The following is a 17,154-nucleotide window of genomic DNA, read 5'->3' on the forward strand; positions in this document are numbered from 1 at the left end:
TCATATCAATTTTTTCCAGACCCTCTCCACCTTGCACATCCACCACGCCGTCACCCCGTTTATCACGATCAGCCCGCCGAGCAGAAACAGCATCTCCGGCACCGGCCAGTTAAATACAAAATATGAAAGCTTCTGCTCCATATAATACCGGACCGGCAGAAATGCCGCCATCCCCGCAGTCAACAGGAGCCCGGCCGTAAACAGACAGTAATAAGCGCCTTCATCCGCGATCAGCTTCCGTTTCTGTCTCTGCGTCATACCGATGCTTTCCATGATATCCAGTTCCCGTTTCCTGGCCAGGAAGCCTGTCACCATGATATTAAAATAATTGGTAAACCCGGCCAGCAGAAGCACGGCGCTGATGCTTCCCAGGATCATCCGGCTGCCCCGGATATAGGAAGACACCTCGCTCATCAGATCGGATTTACTGATGCAGAAGATCCCGGCTTCCCCGTTTTCTTCTTCCTCAAAGGATGTTTCCGTCATCCGGCTCCGTCTCTGATTCTCTTCCGAGATGATCCTCTGGACCGCAGCGTTTACCGCCGGCTCCTTTCCCGGATCAGCCGCCAGTTCCATGTACAGCGTTTTCTTTTCGGTCGGTATGTTCGCAAATCCTTTTTCGCTGATCAGAATATACAGGCTCCCTTCCGCTCCGTGCCAGGTCTGCCGGATATCCGGGAAACCATCCGCCCGGTTATCAAGATAGCCGCACAGGGAAAACTCTTCCGACTGCTTCATCGGAAAATCGCCTGTTTCCTCCTGCTCCGTCCGTTCCTTTGCTGTCATGCGGTTCCATCGGATCCGGTCTTCTCTCGACAGCATCGTCTCAAAGTAAATCGGCTCTCCCACGCTTTCCTGCGCCAGGTTTTCCTGCGCAGAGGACAATGCATGGTCATGGAGGATCAGGGCGCCCGTGCCGTTCTCAAAAGAATCCATATCAACCGCGAGATTCTTTTCCTCCACATAGTTTTTCAGGGACCGGATCTCCTCTTCTTTCAAAATCTGCACCACATCCGGCGACCACGTCTCGATCATTTCATGGTCATCTGCATTTTCGTGTGAGCTATCTTTTTCAAGGGGCCGGATCCCTTTTCTGGAAATCACCGGATAAAGGTAAGCACCCTCCATGATATAGGACTCTTCCGGCTTCACTCCATCCAGACTCATCAGTTCGTCTCTGACATCGGCGGAGATCGGCGAAAACTCGTCATAATCATTATCGTATAGGAGTTCAAGGCAGCTTCCTCCTGTCAGCATTGGATCCTGACCGGCGTCCCGCGTCTTATATTCTTCTCCGTATCCATTTTCGCGCCCCCAGGCACTGAACCGCCCGGCGATCAGGAAGTCCGGGCGCTGTTCGATCACATGGGAGTAATCGCTCCCTGAAGTGACCACATCCGCCCAGAGAAATGTTTCCAGCCCAAGGAAAAGGGAGAGCACAGTCAGGATGAACCGCTTCCTGTGACCGGCAATATTTCTCCCTGCCAGATAGCGCATTTCCCCGGCAGGGCTCCGTTTCTTTTTTATGAAGACAGGGTCTTTTTCCCGGTGTTTCCTGCTGTTCCGGACAGACGCATCTGTATATCCGACGCTCTCCCGGCAGGACATCCCTACCGTCCTTCTGATCACCCCGGCGGATGCCGCCAGAACGATCCCGTCCGTGAAAAGGATCGACAGCAGAAGGATCGCCGGATGGAAAATATGCAGTCCTTCCGCTCCCCCGGTCTTTTCCAGATATTCCCCGCCCAGAACTGCCGGGATGATCCCCGCCAACAAAACAGCGGACAGCGCCGCTCCGGCCGCAGAACCCGGAATTATGATCCGCCGGATCTGGCTGTAATAGATCTTTGAAAGCTGCTTCTGTGTCGCGCCGATCGTATGCAGAAGCCCTAGCTGCCGGATGTCGCCCGCCATGGAAATCTGCAGTACATTGTGGCACAGAAAGAAAATGCCGCACAAAACGATGACCGCTCCAAGGGCCGCCATCCCATAGCCGCCCACCATACCGGACACCGCCTGATGCGCCGCCGTGTCGCTTACTGTGATCTTCTGGCCCGGATCGCTCATTTGCAGATCTTCATACAGACGGGTTTCCGTTTCCTGCCAGTCCAGCCGGTCCGCCTGGCGGAAGATCAGGTCCGCCTCTTCATCGGGCCGGATCCCCCAGTCACTCAGTTTTTTCTCCGAAACATACCCCGGCACAACCTCCCCGCCGTGATCGGTAAACCATCCGCTCAGTCGGAATGTTTCTTCTGTGCTCTGAAAAAGACCATAATAAACCCGCAGAGAAATCTCCATTCCCTCCTCTGGATCTGTAATCCCCAGGGTTTTCAGCGCACGCCCGGACAGCATGATCTCCTGTACCTGCTCCGGGTAGTTTCCATGAATCTCCGTATAGGCCGGGCAAAGGAGCGTCTCCCAGGCGTCCGCATCCGCCCACCGGATCGAACACACCGTCTCTTCGGTCTCCGCCGGTCCCACGGTCACGCATCTTCCGGCCTGCCTGATATAGCCTGCCGCCTTAAGCGCTGCATACTGGGAAGCATTTCCGTCTTCCACGACTCCGGACGCCGCCGTCCCGGCTGTCCGGATGGCATTCAGTTCTTCTGACCGGATCTTCCCGCAGGTGATCCCAAACACCATCGTCAGGGCGACGATACACAGGATCACGGTCCCGAGAAGAATCCGGTTTCTCCCTCTGGCGGTTCCAGCATACCGAATGGAAAGAAGGCGGATTGCACTGCGGGTGTCATTGGGGGTAAATTCTCTTCTGCGCATCGTCTACCCCTCCTGTCCGGAATCCCCGCCGTCACTGCAGATACGCCCGTCCGAAATGCGGATGATCCGGTCCGCCATCTGCGCCACCGTCTCCTGATGCGTGACCGCGATCACCGTCTGACGGAACCGGGACGCACAGGATCGCAGAAGTCCGGTCACTTCCATCCCGGTAACCGAATCCAGGCTGCCGGTAAATTCATCGGCCAGCAGGACAGCCGGGCGTGGCAGCATGGCTCTTGCGATGGCCGCTCTCTGCTGCTGCCCGCCCGAGAGGGTGCCAGGCAGCCTGTCCAGCTTATCCGCAAGACCCAGAAGATGTGTGATCTCTTCAAAAAGTCCCTCATCCACACCCTGTCCGTCCAGCCTCAGCGGAAGGACAATATTTTCATACACAGAAAGAGACGGGATCAGATTGTACTGCTGAAAGACAAATCCGATATTCCGTCTCCGAAATACGGTACGCTCCTCCCGGTCCATATCCTTCAGACTGCTCCCCCGGATCCAGACCCCGCCGGAATCCGGCACGTCCAGGCCGCCCAGCATATTCAAAAGCGTGGTCTTGCCGCTGCCCGAAGTCCCGACCACCGCGAGGAATTCCCCTTCCTCTGCCGTCAGCGAGACGCCGTCCAGCGCGCGGACTTCATACGTATCCGTACTATAATATTTCTTCAGATTTACTGCCGTTACCATATCCATAGCTGATCTCCCCGTTCATGTTTTTTTCTCAGTATACACAGCAAATCTTACAAAGTACTGACAACATGGTGACTGTTCACCGTCCCTGACGCCGCGTGCTTCACAGAGGCAGATTCACTTCGATCAGAAGTCCCTGCTCCATCCGCTTTGCCGTCACAAAGCCTCCGTGGAGACGGATGATCTCCCTTGCAAGATACAGGCCGAGCCCGAAGCCCTCCTGGACAGTCACCCGTCTGCCCCGGTAAAACCTCCAGAAGATCTGGTTTTCTTCCCCCGCCTCGATGCCAAGGCCATGGTCACGCACCTGAAACTTCGTAAACATTTCGTTCTGCTGCAGGGTCACCTCGATACTGCCGCCCGGTTTGCTGTATTTCACCGCATTATCAAGGATATTAAAAAGCGCTTCCCCCAGCCAGTTCGGATCATGGGCGCAGACTGCCCGCTCCGGCATACGGATCTGGAACCGGATCCCTTTCTCCTCCGCCCGGTTCTGGATCTGTCCAAAGACGTTCTGAACCGTTTTCAGCAGATCCGTTTCATCTTTGCGGATCTGAATGATATGCTGTTCCAGACGGGCCATCTTCACAAAACTGTCCACCAGGAAATGAAGCTTCCTCTCACTTTCTTCCAGTGCGGCCAGGTACTGCTGCCGTTCCTGACCAGTCTTGTCAGGTTCATCTCCCGCTTCTGTATTTTCAGCCGCGTCTCGTAAAAGACAGGTGTAGCTTTCAATATTGGCCAGAGGCGTCCGCATCTGGTGGGCGATCTCCGAGATCAGCTTCTGGATCTCATCCCTGCTTTCCTCCGCCTCTTTTCTCCTGCCGTCCAGCATCTCCTGGATCCGCACAAGCTGATTTTCAATCCGCGCCAGCAGAAGCTCATCCCCCGGAGCTGACACGCACAGTTTCCTGTCCGCTAATATATCTTCCGTCATAGCCGCCGCTTTCCCGAGTTCCTCCATGCGCAGCTTCCGCTGCCGAAGATACAGGATGCTTCCGCCCACGGCAAGTCCGGTCAAAAATGCAATGCATGCTATTATATACATTTTCCTATTCTCCCATACGGTAGCCCAGACCGAAGACATTCTTAATATACGACTGTCTTTCGCCCAGCTTTTTCTTCAGCCGGCTGATGGTTACGCTCACGGTATTTTCTTCGATAAACGCCCCGTCAATCCCCCAGATCCTGTCCAGGATATTTTCCTTTGTCAGCACCTGATCCTGATTCTCCATAAACAGTTCCAGCAGTTGATATTCCTTTGCGGTCAGAGCGATCTCTTCATCCCCGGAAAGCACCTGCTTCTTCTCCGGATACAGCGTGATATCCCCGCAGGTAAGCATGCGGCCTTCCCTGTTCGTTTTCAGGATCCGCTCGATCCGCTTAAGCAGCACCTTCATGGAAAACGGCTTTACCACATAGTCCTCCGCTCCCATGTCAAAAGCCCGCAGCATATCCCGTTCCTCATCCCTTGCCGTCAGAAAAACAGCCGGGACCTTTCTCACAGCAGTCAGTTCCCGGTATAGATCAAGACCGTTCCCATCCGGAAGGCCGATATCAATGAGCCACAGATCCAGATGATCCGCGGCCGCAGCAAAAGCGTCCTTGCCGGAATGCGCGCAGACAGTGTCATAGCCATTGTCTGTCAGAAATTTATTTAATGCCTGGTTCAGAAGGCGGTCGTCTTCAATAATGCCTATTGTCATAGTAATGAACTCCTCGCTTTGTCTGTCAATCAGACTCATTATACTTCAGGTAAATACTTATTTTTCCAGTATCTGCGGATCAAGAAGGAAGTCATAAATGTTCACAGTCAGGATACCATACTCATCGTAATATGGCTGAACGATGTCTTTAGTAACAATGATTTTCTTGAAAGAATCATCAATTTTTCTGAACGGTCTGATTTCCTGAGTACGCTTCGCTTCATCTGGCAGCGAGTATGCTGACTGGATATAGTATCTGGCAGAACCAAGATTGCATACAAAATCAACTTCAAGTTGTTTGCGGATAACCTTACCGTCCTGATCGCGCTCTGCAATCGGTATTACACCTACATCCACGCTGTAGCCGCGCATGCGCAGTTCGTTATAAATTACATTCTCCACAGAATGGGTCTGCTCGAACTGACGGAAATTGATTCTGGCATTGCGAAGCCCAAGATCGGAAAAATAATATTTCTTAGGAGTTGCAATATATGCCTTCCCTTTAATGTCATATCTTTGCGCTGATTCAATCAGGAAAGAGTCCTCAAAATAATCCAGGTATTTTTTAATGGTAGCAGAAGTGATTCTGGATTTCTTTACAGTCCTGAAGGTATTCTTCAATTTTTCCGGATTGGTCAGCGAACCAATGGCAGAAGAAAGAATATTCAGCAGATCTTCCAGTTCCCCGATGTTCTTTACCCGGTTACGTTTCGTAATATCCCGAAGATAAATCTCATTGAACAGATTCTGCAATGTAACCGCCTTATCATTTGCTTCCTCACGAAGAACCACAAGAGGGATCCCGCCATATAGCATATATTCAGACAATCCCATGTACTTATCCCCGTTGTAAATGGTCATAAACTCGGAAAAACTCAGTGGATACATATGAACCTCGTCGCCACGACCGGCGAACTCAGTAGCTATATCTTTGGATAGAAGTTTTGCGTTGCTTCCGGTCACAAATACATCCATATTATCTTTACGGAGATAACCATTCAGAACAGCTTCAAAACAATCCAACATCTGAATTTCATCAAGCAGCAGATAATACATTCCTTCACCTGCGACTTTAGAACGGATATATGCCATGAATTTTTCAGGATCAACTCCACGCTTTTCCCTTTCCATCTGAATAAGGCTTTCGCCAATCAGATAAAGATCATCTGCCGAATCGAAAGCAAAGCGAATGATATGATCAGCATCGACTCCGCTTTCCAGCAAGTGATGATAAAACAGATTATTCAGTAAATAGGATTTACCACATCGGCGGATACCGGTAATTACCTTGATCAAACCATTGTTCTTTCTTTTTATCAGTTTATCCAAATAAAAATCTCTTCGTATCTCCATCATCAAACCTCTCTGCGAAAGATTTTTGCAACATGTTGCACTTTTCTATTCTATTATATTTAAATGAATTTCAAAAATCAATATATCGGAAGGATATTAAAATAGATTTTTGCAACATATTGCATTTTTCTATTTTACAATCATATTATACGCTTTAACAGCAAATATTATCCCGCATTGTAAACATCCCATTTATCAAAGTGAACTCACAGTCCCCTTGTATTTAAGCCGATTCTACTATGCGTTGAGTGACTAATTTGCTGTTTGGTGATACAATAACCTCAATCAGGAGAAAGGCGGTATGTATGGACAATCAGAAATTTGGACAATTCATTCTCTCACTTAGAAAAGAGAAAGGTTGGACACAACTTGAATTAGCTGAAAAGCTCAATGTAACCGATAAGGCAGTGTCAAAATGGGAACGCGGGGTATCACTTAGATAAAGATACCACACTAATCCCACGCTGACTTTTGCTCAACTGATACAGCCGGAGGGCTGGATAACAAGAAAAGGCGGTATGCGCCCCGTGGAGGGGTAGCGTACCGCCTTTTCTTGTGGGGGTTTCCAAAGGGGGCAACGCCCCCTTAGGCACACGACTTTGCTTGCAAAGTGTAGTGTGTTATACCTGCTGGCGTGGCTGGCGGGGGAAACGGGGTGCGGTGCTTCATGCGCCCCGTTTGCTCCGGCAGGAAAACAGGCTGAATTTTTGCGAATGGGAATGAGCAAAAAATCGGGCTGTTTTCAGAGAACGGCGGCAGGTATATGAAAGCCCCCGTCCCTCGTCCTTCGCTCCGACTTGTGGACAAAGTGTCCCGAAGTGTGGCCACACTCCCGGAAAAGTAGCAGGACAGCAGGCAACCGTCAAGGCTGAAATGAACGGGTTTACACCCGGCCTTGACCGCCGCCTGCCGTCCCGCTGAATGGGTGAACAAGGCGGCCAATCCCTCAAAGTGCTTGGCCGCTCTCTTTTTGATTTTGGAGCATTTCTTTTCCCAAAATTGAAATGGGCGGGGAAGCCATTTTAGGGCTTTCCCGCCTTGATTACCCTTTAGCAAAGACGGGCGGGGCTGTCAACGGCGGCGCATGAAATGCGCCGTTCATCTTGACCGTTGACTGGCTCGGCTGGCTTTGCTATTTTTATCGAATTGCATATTGGTAAATTGCATTGATATGTACTTGGGTTTCCGTCTACAAACGGATGATTTTTAACAAGTCCAAAACATAGTCTTGCTGCTTTCTGTTGTAGAGACGGATATACATCCTCCCCGCCAAACGTCTGAAACGGAGTATTTAATGCGGACTCCAACAGCCCCTCATCTCGAAGGCCTGATGCTCCGCCCGTCTCTTTTATGAGTTGTTTATGAATCATAATAACCTGTGCTTTGGATAATCGGATCATTTAGCAAGCACCTCATAAGCCTGACGGTTCTTTTCAATCAAACGTCTGGAGATATCCATGACATCCTCATCCGATGCCATCTGCTCTTCCTCTGCTAATGAAAATTCCACTATCATATAACGCGGCACATTATTCTTTAATATCACAACCGAACCCTTTTCATCTACAAGCCGGGCCACTTTGGAGAAATTCTGGTTTGCTTCTGTAATGGAAATCAAATTATTTGTATCAACAATCATATTAATCCCTCTTTTCTTAATATTCTAACTATATTATATGCAAAAATAGGATAAATACAACCTATTTTTTAATCTCTAATCATCTAACCGCAGGAGGTATGCCCTGATTGATTACAGTCCTTTCTGGGAAACATCAAAGAAATCAAACAAGTCAACATATACATTGATCAACAAGCATCATATCTCCAGTTCTACGATTGATAAGCTGCGGAAGAACAAACCGTTGAATACTACAACGCTGAATAATCTCTGCCGTATTCTGGATTGTGATATTCAGGAGATTTGCAGATATATTCCGAGCGATACAGACAAGTCATGATAAAATTCATTTTACCAGCAAAAGCCCTGACAGTTTTACTGCTCATCAATCTCTTTCCATGCTTCCTCTATCGTCTGCACTCTGCCAGCCTCCATATCATGAATGGCATCATCCAGTTTTGTAAGAAGAATATCCATTGTATCATCCAATGTATAATTTCCTCCTTAAGTATTTTTGATTCCTCAATATCCAAACATATGTTTGATACACCATTTGATACACTTTTGTTTTCCAGACACGAAAAAAGCCCGTAAAAACGGGCTTTTCAAGTGACTCCGAGGGGAATCGAACCCCTGATTCCAGCGTGAGAGGCTAGCGTCTTGACCTCTTGACCACGGAGCCATTTTTTCACTGCCTGATTATAATATCAGACATCCAATCAGATTGCAAGTGTTTTTTTTATTTTTTTCAACTTTTTTCCCGGACCGTCTCCGGCAGGGAAAAGGGAGTCCCTAGGACTCCCCCTCCGGTCCGCCGTTTTCTTCGGATGCTGCTTCCAGCTCGCCGATGTGCTTCCGCGGCACCATGATCTCCAGCCGTTTCTGCAGGTTGCGGATCTCCACCACATCGTGGTCCCCGCCGAACTCGCCGTCCAGTGTCCACGGGATCTCCTCCAGCGACTCGAATGTCAGGTGCCCGCTCTTAAAGGAGTACATGTGCTTGCTGTCCGTCTGCTCCATCATCAGGGCTGTGATGATCTCCTGCAGCTCGATCGGGTTCTTCGGCATCTTGATGAGCGTCACCTCGAAGACGCCGTCGTCAAAGGCCACATTCTTCCCGACCATGTTGCGGAAGCCGCCCACGGACCGGGAATTGGTCACCATGCCGTAGATGAACTCATCCTCGATCGTCTCCCCGTCATGGGTCACTTTAATGCGGTAGGACGGGATGTTGAAGAGGCGCTTCGCCCCCTCCAGCACGTAGGCCAGATGTCCCAGCACATTCTTGGCCGTCTGGTTGGTCTGGTAGGACACGTCCGTAAAAAGTCCGAACGCCGCAATGTATACGAAGATATCCTCGTTAAACTGTCCCACGTCGCAGGAGAACGGCACGCCGTTCACCGCGTTGTCCGCCGCCGCCAGGATATCCCGGGGGATGCGGAGGCTGTGGGCGAAATCGTTGGTCGTGCCCGTGGGGATATAGCCCACCGGCATCCGGTGCTCCCGCGCCATCATGCCGGTCACCACCTCGTCGATGGTCCCGTCGCCGCCGCTGCACACCACCAGGTCATAGTCTTCTGTAAATTCCCGGATCTTCCGGTAGGCGTCGTGGTACGCCTGGGTCGGGTAGGCAGTCACCTCGTACCCGGCTTTTACGAAGATGTCAAGGATGTCGGACACCTTTGGCTTCAGGGCCCCCTTCCCCGCGTGGGGGTTGTACACAAACAGAAGTTTCTTCATCTGATCTTCTCCTCCTCACTCTTTCTTTATACGCATGATTTTATCTATAAAAAGAGGGCATCCTGCAATGCCCTCCCGTGTTACCTGTGTATGTATCTATGCCTGCTCTGAGAGAAATCTCTCCACACCGGCCACGGCTTCCGCCTCGTCCTCGCCCTCCGCAACAACTGTGAACTCTTCGCCTTCACCCATGCTCAGGCTCATCATGCCCATAATGCTCTTGGCGTTTACCTTCTTGTCAGCCACCTCAATGTATACACGGCTGGCATACTGGCTGGCTTCCTGCACAAGCAGCGCGATCGGTCTTGCGTCAAGACCGTCTCTCAGTTTCACGGTTACTGGTTTCTTGATCATAATGGTACCTCCTTGCCTTCCCTTAACTTGTCTGCCATTTCACTCAGCTTCCTGAGCCGGTGATTGACTCCGGATTTGCCGACCGGCTCCTCCAGGAGCTCTCCCAGCTCCTTCAATGACGCGTCAGGGTATGCGAGGCGTGTAAGGGCAACGTCGCGCAGGCCCTCAGGCAGTCCTGAAAGTCCCACCGTGTCGCGGATGTACGCAATGTCATCCCGCTGTCTGACCGCGGCGGAAACTGTCTTGTTAATATTGGCTGTCTCACAGTTCACCTTCCGGTTCACATTGTTGCGCATGTCCTTGAGAATGCGGACATTCTCAAGCTCCATCAGGGCAAGGGGCGCGTCCATCACATTCAGCACATCGACGATGCGGTCGCCCTCCTTGAGATATACGATGATATTCTTTTTTCTCCTGACGATGCGGGCGTCCAGTTCAAAGTCCTGCATCAGCCCGCACAGATACTGCGCGCGTTCCAGCGTATTACAGACAATCTCAAAGTGATAGGATTTCCCGGGGTCGCTCATGGAGCCCGATGCCAGGAAAGCGCCTCTGAGAAACGCTCTCTTGCAGCAGACCGCCTGCACGTTCGCATGGCGGACGGCCCGCAGACAGTCCCCGGACGCATACAGGAAGTATGCGCTGCTGTCCCGGTGCAGATTTCGGCGCACTGCTGTCCGGACAGCGATTTCATTTCCTATATTAAATGTTTTTTCGAGCAATGTAAAGCATTTTCTCACAACGGCAATATTTTCCGAGCGGACGCAGACGCGCGAAACGCCGTCCTCCCGGGTCTCCCACTCCCCGCTCATGTCCATGACCGCGGCCAGTTCCGCCAGCCGGCAGTGCCTGGCAGGCGGGCATGTCCTTGCCAGTTCTTCCTTTACTTTACCTGAAAACGACATAGCTATCTCCCTTTTGTCACTGCATCCTTGCCGATATCCCGGTGTTCGATCCGGATCCCGTAGTCCTTCTCCTCCTTGGCCAGCTCACCGTAGAGGGCGTTAGCCAGCGTGACGGACCGGTGCTTGCCGCCCGTGCAGCCGATGGCGATGACGAGCTGGGTCTTCCCCTCCGACACATAGTTGGGGATCAGGAAGCGGATCATGTCCGTCAGCTTCTCAAGAAACTGCCGGGCCGTGTCATTTGCCATGACATAGTCCCTGACCTCCGGGTCATTGCCGCTCTTCGGGCGCAATTCTTCTATATAGTAAGGGTTGGGCAGGAAGCGCACGTCAAAGACGAGGTCCGCATCCCCCGGGATCCCGTACTTGAACCCAAAGGAAAGCACCGTGATGTAGAGGTTTTTGAAGGCCTGGTTCTCCACAAAGATCTTGTGCAGTTCCGCCCGCAGTTCCCGGGTGAGCATCCGGCTCGTGTCCACAAGGTAGTCCGCCCTCTTCTTCAGGAAGGCCATCTGCTCCCGCTCCCGGCGGATCCCGTCGTCCACGCGGCCGCTGGCTGCAAGCGGATGGCTGCGCCTCGTCTCCTTGTACCGCTTGACCAGCGTCTCATCCGAGGCTTCCAGGAACAGCACCTCATACTTGATCCCCATCTGATCCAGCGCATCCAGGGACTGCTTCAGGTCCTCGATCCCCTGCCCGCTCCGGATGTCCATGCCAAGCGCGATCTTATTCAGTTCCGTGCCGGGCACCACGAGCAGTTCGCCCAGCTTCGGCACAAGCAGCGCCGGCAGGTTGTCCACGCAGAAATACCCCGCATCTTCCAGCATCTTCAGGGCTGTGCTCTTGCCCGCTCCCGACATTCCGGTCACAACGATACATCTCATGTCTAAAATTCTCCCAGTCTTCTCACTTCCGGCTCCAGTGTTATGCCAAAGTCCTCCCGTACTTTCTCCTGCACCAGGCGGATCAGTCCGTCCACATCCGCCGCCGTGGCGTTCCCGCAGTTGACGACAAAGCCGCTGTGCTTCTCGGACACCATGGCGTCCCCCACGCGCAGACCTTGCAGGCCCGCGTCCTGGATCAGCTTGCCTGCAAAGTATCCCTCCGGGCGCTTGAACGTGCTGCCCGCGCTCGGGTACTCCAGCGGCTGCTTGTCTGTCCTGCGCTGCTTTAAGTCCTCCATCTTTGCCCGGATCTCCTTCCCGTCCCCGCGCGCCAGCTCAATGGCCGCTCCCAGGACAATCCAGCCCTCCCGGGACGCACGGCTCGTCCGGTATCCCATATCCAGTTCCTCCCTGGGGATCTCGCGGATCTCCCCGTCCTTCGTCAGCACAGTGACAGCAAGGAGCACATCCTTCATCTCGCCGCCGTAAGCCCCGGCGTTCATGATGCAGGCGCCTCCCAGCGTGCCCGGGATCCCGGCCGCGAACTCAAACCCGGCCAGCCCGGCCCGCAGCGCCTCCGCTGCGATCTTCGCAAGAGATGCCCCCGCCTGGGCACGGATGCGCGTTCCTTCTATATTAATATCACTGAATTCTTTAAAGAGCTGGATCACTACGCCCCGGTATCCTTTGTCGGAGACAAGGAGGTTGCTCCCGTTTCCGATGATATAGTAAGGCGCCCCCTCGCTCCGGCACAGGCGCACCGCCGCGGCCGCCTCCTCCTGGGTGCGGGGGATCACGAAAAACTGCGCGGGCCCGCCGATGCGGAACGTGGTGTGGAGCCGCATGGGCTCCTCCCTTAAGATCTGCTCTTTCCCCAGTATCTGTTCTAATTTATATGCAAATTCCTGACTCATCATACAATACCTTCCCTGTGTCTTTCTGTTCTCTACTGCCCGTCCTCAGGCTCCTCGCCCGCCAGCTTCAGGATGTCCCGGATCTCATCCTCGGTCAGTCCCATCCTGCCGGCCACCTCTTCTACGTCCACCTTGCGCCCCAGCTCGTCCGTCATCTGCCGGATCGTCTCGTCCAGACGGGATACCTGCTCCACCATCCGGCGGTCCCTGCGCTTCATCTCGATCTGGGACGTGAGAAGCGCCTGCATGGCGCCGCGCGCTGCTTCCACCGCCCGGTCTTCCCCCTCCCGGGATCCGGCCATCACCTCCGCGAGAGCTGCATTCCCCTCCTGGATCAGGTCGCCCAGAAAGACCTCCGCCCGGTGCATCCGCACCGCCTCGTCGGCCACAAGCTGCAGGCAGCGCGCAAAGCGCTCCTCCTCCGGCGTCTCTGTGCGCATCTGCCTGACCTGGGCCAGGTAGCCGTCCAGATACGTCCGCTCCTCTTCATCCAGCTCGTCCTGCTGCCGCGGGGCCTGCTGCGCGGTCCCTTTCTCCGCCTCCCGGATGACACCGGGCCGCCTTACATAGCCCTGCACAGCCACCTTCTGGGAGAGGAGATAGTCAAAGACCAGGTCCATCTGCTCTTCGGAGAGATGATCCTCCGCAAAAAACGCTCTTGTCTCCCCGGCCGTCAGCCGCATGCCGCGCTCCTTTGCCAGCTTCATGATGCCGGCCAGCTTCTGCTGAAACCCTGTCCTGTCTGCCATATCCCGTCTCCTTCCAGATCTGCGGTGTCATGTCCGCTTCGTGGACATGATACCACAAATCTGCGGGAAATGCCAGCTTTACGAGACGATCACCGTCGGGTACCCGGCCCGTTTCAGCCGTTTCTCCATCTCAGCCGCCTGATCCAGCGTCCCGAACTCCCCCACCTGGACACGCTGGAAACCGTCCCCCTCCCGGATGTAAGCCGGGAAATCCTGCTCCAGCAGTTCGTTCCGGAGCCGCTGCGCATAGGCCCCGCTCCGGAAGGCTCCGGCCTGGACCCGGTAGAGGGGCCGGGCGTTCTCCGGCGGCTCCTCCTCTTCGCCGTTTACGCGGGTCTCCTCCACCAATCCGTTCCGGATCAGGGTGTCCAGGATCCCCTCCGCGATGGCCAGGGCGATATCGTCAAAGTTCTGGTCAAACAGCGCATTGTCCGCATCCGAGTTGATGAAGCCGGCCTCCACGAGGACCGCCGGCATCTTTGTCCGTTTCAGCACGACCAGGTTGGGCCTCGCCTCCACCCCGAGATCCGCGAACCCCACCGTCGCCAGCTCTTCGTCGATGGCCTCCGCGATCTCCAGTTTCAGGCCGGACAGGTCATAGACAAGGGACTCCACGCCGGACACCTCGTTATCGGCAGGAAAAGAATTCCTGTGGATGGAGATAAAGAGGTCCGCCCCGGATGCATTGGCCTCCATGGCTTTCTCGTAGGGCGTCTCATAGATATCCGTGGTCCGCGTATACTCCACGTCCACGCCCCGCTCCTGCAGGATCTCCCCCACCGCCAGGGCAAGGCGGAGCGTGTCGTCCTTCTCCTGCCGGCCCTTGTAGACAGCGCCGGGATCCCGGCCGCCGTGGCCGCTGTCCATCATGATCGAATAAGGCATAAAAATACCTCCTGCGTATGCTTTTTTGTTCCAGCATATGCAGGAGGGCCGTCTCCTGTTACGCGATCACAAGAGGCACTTCCATCTCTTTGGCGATCGCCACATTTTCTTTCGTTACTTCCCGGTCTGTGATGATCCTGTGCACTGCGTTGATGGGACAGATGACGGAGAGGTAGCCGCCGCCGAACTTGCTGCTGTCCGCCAGCACGTAGACTTCCTTGGAAGCCCGCAGGATGGCTTTCTTCACCTCCATCTGCGGTGTGGCGATGGACGTGAGCCCCGCCTCAAAGTTGATGCCGTGAACGCCGATGAAGCCTTTGTCCACATGGAAATGCTCCATATTCTCCACCGCGGTCTCCCCCATGCTGGCCGGCTGGTAGCCGCCCACATAGCCGCCGATCATGTACAGCTCCACATGGCCGAGACCCGCCAGCTCGTTGCCCACGAGCAGGGAGTTGGTCACCACCGCGATCCGCTTCTCCGGATGGCTCTTGATATGGAGCGCCAGGTAAAAGGTCGTGGAGGCGTCATCGATGATGATGGTGTCCCGGTCCTCGATGTAGCCGTAGGCTTTTCCCGCGATGGCCTTCTTGCGCTCCACATGGCGGTAGACGCCCTCGGCCCTGTACTTGCGGGCCATGTTCTGCTCCAGGCTGACCGCGCCGCCGTGGGTGCGTTTCAGCAGGCCCTCGATCCCCATATTTTTAATGTCGTTGCGGATCGTCACCTCCGAGTAGCCCAGCTCCCTGCTCAGATCCGCCACCCGGACTTTCCCCTTTTCTTCCAGTTCCCGCAGAATTGCCTGCCTGCGCTCTTCCATATCCTGTTACCCCCTTGCATGACATAGAATATATTTCCCCGGCTTTTTTACTGGGTCAGACGCACATTGTTGAGCCCGATGTGGCGCACCACCATGGTCATGACCGGCACGAACCGGCTGCCGAAGGCCTCCTTCGGGATGATAAACGCCTCGTCCTTCCCGTAGTAGATGCCGATGGTCTTGGGCGTAGTCACCGTGCGCTGGATCCGGCTCCAGTCATACTTTGTCTCCTGCTCGCCCTGCACCACGCGGATCCCCTCCTCCTCCGAGAAGATGTACTCTCTGGGATCCCGGTACTCCGGGTTGACTTTCATCTGCTTCTTTGCCCGGATCTTCAGCAGGATGGGCGTGTACACAAGAAAGGCCACGCCGGCGATCACGTAGAGGACGAACTGCGTGAAATTAATCCGTCCCGTGAACTGCATGACCGCGCCAACCACGATCACGCCCATGCCCAGCATGTTGACGAGAAAGCCGGACGCCTTTGAAAATGTATGATACAGAAGGAAGTCAAAGAGATGCTCCTTCGTCAACTGCACGTTCAGTTTTTCCATAAATACCTACCTCGTTTTTATTTTAAGAAAGTCCTCTTGATATGCACAATGCTATTGTATCATATCAGAGGACTTTTTTCACTTTTTTGTAACGAATTATGTGTGATTTTTTTCGTTTAGTTTCGTTTTTGCTTACTCTGCTGCCGGTGCCGGAACGCTGGAGTCAACTTTGTAGCGTGCCCAGCCCTCGGGTGAGTAGATACCCTTCTGCTTCTTCTGCATGTACTTGTCGAAGAAAGCTGTGATGAACGGGCAGAGGAACAGGGTTACAACAGAAGCTGTCGCGCACTGTGCGGTAGCCATGTCCACATACTGTGCCATAGTCGGATCTGCCTCGCCGACTGCCGCCGGTGTCATGGCGGAGTTCAGAGCTGTTGTTCCGATGGCTGCACCCATGGCGTTTCTCTCCTTCTTGGGAAGAAGCAGGTTGTTCGTGAAGAAGAAGATCACGGCTGTCGCTGCGGATACAAGGCCGAGAACGATGCCGGCCGCGCCCGCTGTGATGATGGTGTTCACGTCTGTCTTCGCGCCGATGGAGATCGTCATGAAGAAGGTGACGATGGGCTGTGCTGTCGCGCAGGCCTTCCGGAATCCGGCGTCTAAGTTACCCCAGATGAAACCGATGAGCAGCGGAACAAGCACTGCGATCAGGGAATCGAAGGGGATGGATGCAAGTCCTGTCGCTCCCAGGGCGATCAGTGTGAAGAACGGTCCGTCGTTCAGGGACAGGATGGAGATGGCTCCTGTGTCTGTCGCATTACCGAACTGGGCGGACAGGGAGATGTACAGGGATCCGTTGGAGTTCGTGATGGTTGCGATCCATACGAACGGGGCAATGCCCAGGAATCCTTCCGGTCCGCAGATCGCGCCTACTGCAAGGCCGATGATCACACCGAGGATAAACTTGGTGGCTGTCAGGGTCACGCCCTTATAGAGAGGCATGCCCACCTGCTTGATGTTGATGGCGGAACCGCAGACGATGAGGAAGAAGCCCATCATACAGGAGTTGCCTTCATAGAACAGGGCTGTCACATAGCCGCCGATCTGGTATGCCTGCGGGAAAAATGTGGCGATCAGCACCGCCAGCACCAGCGGGATGATGACAAGTCCGCCGGGGAGTTTTTTCATTTTGTTCAAAAGATCAAGATCTTTTGGCTTGTTTACTTCATTGTTTTCGCTCATAGCACTTTCCTCCAAACCT

Annotated in this window: 19 protein-coding genes and 1 tRNA gene; 2 read left to right on the forward strand and 18 right to left on the reverse strand. The window is 53.7% G+C overall.

Annotation, left to right across the window (positions count from 1 at the left end; genetic code table 11):
- The 5 genes from H6A20_RS00160 to H6A20_RS00180 form a co-directional block, all read right to left on the reverse strand.
- Nucleotides 1-2,778, reverse strand: coding sequence for an ABC transporter permease (locus tag H6A20_RS00160; RefSeq protein ID WP_204905142.1), 2,778 nt, complete (start codon nt 2,776-2,778; stop codon nt 1-3).
- Nucleotides 2,779-2,781: 3 nt separating this feature from the next.
- Nucleotides 2,782-3,474, reverse strand: coding sequence for an ABC transporter ATP-binding protein (locus tag H6A20_RS00165; protein WP_204905143.1), 693 nt, complete (start codon nt 3,472-3,474; stop codon nt 2,782-2,784).
- Between the two features lie 100 nt (nt 3,475-3,574).
- A complete protein-coding gene (locus tag H6A20_RS00170; protein ID WP_204905144.1) occupies nt 3,575-4,519 on the reverse strand; it encodes a sensor histidine kinase in 945 nt (314 codons plus the stop codon).
- 4 nt (nt 4,520-4,523) lie between these two features.
- Nucleotides 4,524-5,177, reverse strand: coding sequence for a response regulator transcription factor (locus H6A20_RS00175; RefSeq protein ID WP_204905145.1), 654 nt, complete (start codon nt 5,175-5,177; stop codon nt 4,524-4,526).
- Nucleotides 5,178-5,234: 57 nt separating this feature from the next.
- Nucleotides 5,235-6,530: an ATP-binding protein gene (locus H6A20_RS00180; protein ID WP_204905146.1), complete on the reverse strand. Its 1,296-nt coding sequence runs from the start codon at nt 6,528-6,530 to the stop codon at nt 5,235-5,237.
- Between the two features lie 305 nt (nt 6,531-6,835).
- Here H6A20_RS00180 and H6A20_RS00185 point away from each other — a divergent pair, with 305 nt between their 5' ends.
- The gene (locus H6A20_RS00185; protein ID WP_204905147.1) at nt 6,836-6,973 is read left to right on the forward strand and encodes a helix-turn-helix domain-containing protein; all 138 of its coding nucleotides are present in this window, start codon (nt 6,836-6,838) and stop codon (nt 6,971-6,973) included.
- A gap of 606 nt (nt 6,974-7,579) precedes the next feature.
- On the opposite strand, the gene H6A20_RS13825 is transcribed toward H6A20_RS00185, so the two are convergent.
- Together H6A20_RS13825 and H6A20_RS00195 are read right to left on the reverse strand one after the other, a co-directional pair.
- Nucleotides 7,580-7,930, reverse strand: a complete 351-nt coding sequence (locus H6A20_RS13825; RefSeq protein ID WP_338106514.1) for a type II toxin-antitoxin system death-on-curing family toxin — start codon at nt 7,928-7,930, stop codon at nt 7,580-7,582.
- The gene (locus H6A20_RS00195; RefSeq protein WP_204905148.1) at nt 7,927-8,169 is read right to left on the reverse strand and encodes a type II toxin-antitoxin system Phd/YefM family antitoxin; all 243 of its coding nucleotides are present in this window, start codon (nt 8,167-8,169) and stop codon (nt 7,927-7,929) included. Before H6A20_RS00195 ends, H6A20_RS13825 begins: the two co-directional genes overlap by 4 nt.
- 163 nt (nt 8,170-8,332) lie before the next feature.
- Between H6A20_RS00195 and H6A20_RS00200 the strand changes: the two genes are divergently transcribed.
- Nucleotides 8,333-8,488 carry a helix-turn-helix domain-containing protein gene (locus tag H6A20_RS00200; RefSeq protein ID WP_420846565.1) on the forward strand — a complete coding sequence of 52 codons (156 nt, stop codon included), beginning with the start codon at nt 8,333-8,335 and terminating at the stop codon, nt 8,486-8,488.
- Between the two features lie 270 nt (nt 8,489-8,758).
- Here H6A20_RS00200 and H6A20_RS00205 read toward each other — a convergent pair.
- The 11 genes from H6A20_RS00205 to H6A20_RS00255 form a co-directional block, all read right to left on the reverse strand.
- A tRNA-Glu gene (locus tag H6A20_RS00205) sits at nt 8,759-8,830 on the reverse strand.
- A 110-nt stretch (nt 8,831-8,940) separates the two neighbouring features.
- Nucleotides 8,941-9,888 carry a diacylglycerol/lipid kinase family protein gene (locus tag H6A20_RS00210; protein WP_204905149.1) on the reverse strand — a complete coding sequence of 316 codons (948 nt, stop codon included), beginning with the start codon at nt 9,886-9,888 and terminating at the stop codon, nt 8,941-8,943.
- 96 nt (nt 9,889-9,984) lie between these two features.
- Nucleotides 9,985-10,242, reverse strand: coding sequence for an HPr family phosphocarrier protein (locus H6A20_RS00215; protein WP_204905150.1), 258 nt, complete (start codon nt 10,240-10,242; stop codon nt 9,985-9,987).
- Entirely contained in the window at nt 10,239-11,147 is a 909-nt protein-coding gene (gene whiA, locus H6A20_RS00220) for a DNA-binding protein WhiA (protein WP_204905151.1), read from the reverse strand. Before whiA ends, H6A20_RS00215 begins: the two co-directional genes overlap by 4 nt.
- A gap of 2 nt (nt 11,148-11,149) precedes the next feature.
- Nucleotides 11,150-12,031, reverse strand: coding sequence for an RNase adapter RapZ (gene rapZ / locus H6A20_RS00225; protein ID WP_204905152.1), 882 nt, complete (start codon nt 12,029-12,031; stop codon nt 11,150-11,152).
- Nucleotides 12,032-12,033: 2 nt separating this feature from the next.
- Nucleotides 12,034-12,945, reverse strand: a complete 912-nt coding sequence (gene murB, locus H6A20_RS00230; RefSeq protein ID WP_204905153.1) for a UDP-N-acetylmuramate dehydrogenase — start codon at nt 12,943-12,945, stop codon at nt 12,034-12,036.
- 32 nt (nt 12,946-12,977) lie between these two features.
- Nucleotides 12,978-13,694, reverse strand: a complete 717-nt coding sequence (locus H6A20_RS00235; RefSeq protein ID WP_204905154.1) for a sigma-70 domain-containing protein — start codon at nt 13,692-13,694, stop codon at nt 12,978-12,980.
- A gap of 78 nt (nt 13,695-13,772) precedes the next feature.
- Nucleotides 13,773-14,579: an N-acetylmuramoyl-L-alanine amidase gene (locus H6A20_RS00240; RefSeq protein ID WP_204905155.1), complete on the reverse strand. Its 807-nt coding sequence runs from the start codon at nt 14,577-14,579 to the stop codon at nt 13,773-13,775.
- Between the two features lie 58 nt (nt 14,580-14,637).
- On the reverse strand, nt 14,638-15,399 hold the full coding sequence (locus H6A20_RS00245) for a DeoR/GlpR family DNA-binding transcription regulator (RefSeq protein ID WP_204905156.1): 762 nt from the start codon (nt 15,397-15,399) through the stop codon (nt 14,638-14,640).
- A gap of 47 nt (nt 15,400-15,446) precedes the next feature.
- A complete protein-coding gene (locus H6A20_RS00250) occupies nt 15,447-15,953 on the reverse strand; it encodes a YcxB family protein (RefSeq protein WP_204905157.1) in 507 nt (168 codons plus the stop codon).
- Between the two features lie 132 nt (nt 15,954-16,085).
- Nucleotides 16,086-17,135 (reverse strand): 2-keto-3-deoxygluconate permease, encoded by a 1,050-nt coding sequence (locus tag H6A20_RS00255; RefSeq protein ID WP_204905158.1) that lies wholly within the window; start codon nt 17,133-17,135, stop codon nt 16,086-16,088.
- Nucleotides 17,136-17,154: the final 19 nt, after the last annotated feature.

This window comes from Mordavella massiliensis (assembly GCF_016901695.1).
Classification (GTDB): domain Bacteria; phylum Bacillota; class Clostridia; order Lachnospirales; family Lachnospiraceae; genus Claveliimonas; species Claveliimonas massiliensis_A.

What these genes read in the sequence shown, in the direction of transcription:
- H6A20_RS00210 (WP_204905149.1), bottom strand. Translation starts at nt 9,888, where the DNA reads ATGAAGAAACTTCTGTTTGTGTACAACCCCCACGCGGGGAAGGGGGCC.
- H6A20_RS00175 (WP_204905145.1), bottom strand. Translation starts at nt 5,177, where the DNA reads ATGACAATAGGCATTATTGAAGACGACCGCCTTCTGAACCAGGCATTA.
- whiA (WP_204905151.1), bottom strand. Translation starts at nt 11,147, where the DNA reads ATGTCGTTTTCAGGTAAAGTAAAGGAAGAACTGGCAAGGACATGCCCG.
- H6A20_RS00185 (WP_204905147.1), top strand. Translation starts at nt 6,836, where the DNA reads ATGGACAATCAGAAATTTGGACAATTCATTCTCTCACTTAGAAAAGAG.
- H6A20_RS00245 (WP_204905156.1), bottom strand. Translation starts at nt 15,399, where the DNA reads ATGGAAGAGCGCAGGCAGGCAATTCTGCGGGAACTGGAAGAAAAGGGG.
- H6A20_RS00180 (WP_204905146.1), bottom strand. Translation starts at nt 6,530, where the DNA reads ATGGAGATACGAAGAGATTTTTATTTGGATAAACTGATAAAAAGAAAG.
- rapZ (WP_204905152.1), bottom strand. Translation starts at nt 12,031, where the DNA reads ATGAGATGTATCGTTGTGACCGGAATGTCGGGAGCGGGCAAGAGCACA.
- H6A20_RS00235 (WP_204905154.1), bottom strand. Translation starts at nt 13,694, where the DNA reads ATGGCAGACAGGACAGGGTTTCAGCAGAAGCTGGCCGGCATCATGAAG.
- murB (WP_204905153.1), bottom strand. Translation starts at nt 12,945, where the DNA reads ATGAGTCAGGAATTTGCATATAAATTAGAACAGATACTGGGGAAAGAG.
- H6A20_RS13825 (WP_338106514.1), bottom strand. Translation starts at nt 7,930, where the DNA reads ATGATCCGATTATCCAAAGCACAGGTTATTATGATTCATAAACAACTC.
- H6A20_RS00250 (WP_204905157.1), bottom strand. Translation starts at nt 15,953, where the DNA reads ATGGAAAAACTGAACGTGCAGTTGACGAAGGAGCATCTCTTTGACTTC.
- H6A20_RS00240 (WP_204905155.1), bottom strand. Translation starts at nt 14,579, where the DNA reads ATGCCTTATTCGATCATGATGGACAGCGGCCACGGCGGCCGGGATCCC.
- H6A20_RS00255 (WP_204905158.1), bottom strand. Translation starts at nt 17,135, where the DNA reads ATGAGCGAAAACAATGAAGTAAACAAGCCAAAAGATCTTGATCTTTTG.
- H6A20_RS00170 (WP_204905144.1), bottom strand. Translation starts at nt 4,519, where the DNA reads ATGTATATAATAGCATGCATTGCATTTTTGACCGGACTTGCCGTGGGC.
- H6A20_RS00160 (WP_204905142.1), bottom strand. Translation starts at nt 2,778, where the DNA reads ATGCGCAGAAGAGAATTTACCCCCAATGACACCCGCAGTGCAATCCGC.
- H6A20_RS00215 (WP_204905150.1), bottom strand. Translation starts at nt 10,242, where the DNA reads ATGATCAAGAAACCAGTAACCGTGAAACTGAGAGACGGTCTTGACGCA.
- H6A20_RS00165 (WP_204905143.1), bottom strand. Translation starts at nt 3,474, where the DNA reads ATGGATATGGTAACGGCAGTAAATCTGAAGAAATATTATAGTACGGAT.
- H6A20_RS00195 (WP_204905148.1), bottom strand. Translation starts at nt 8,169, where the DNA reads ATGATTGTTGATACAAATAATTTGATTTCCATTACAGAAGCAAACCAG.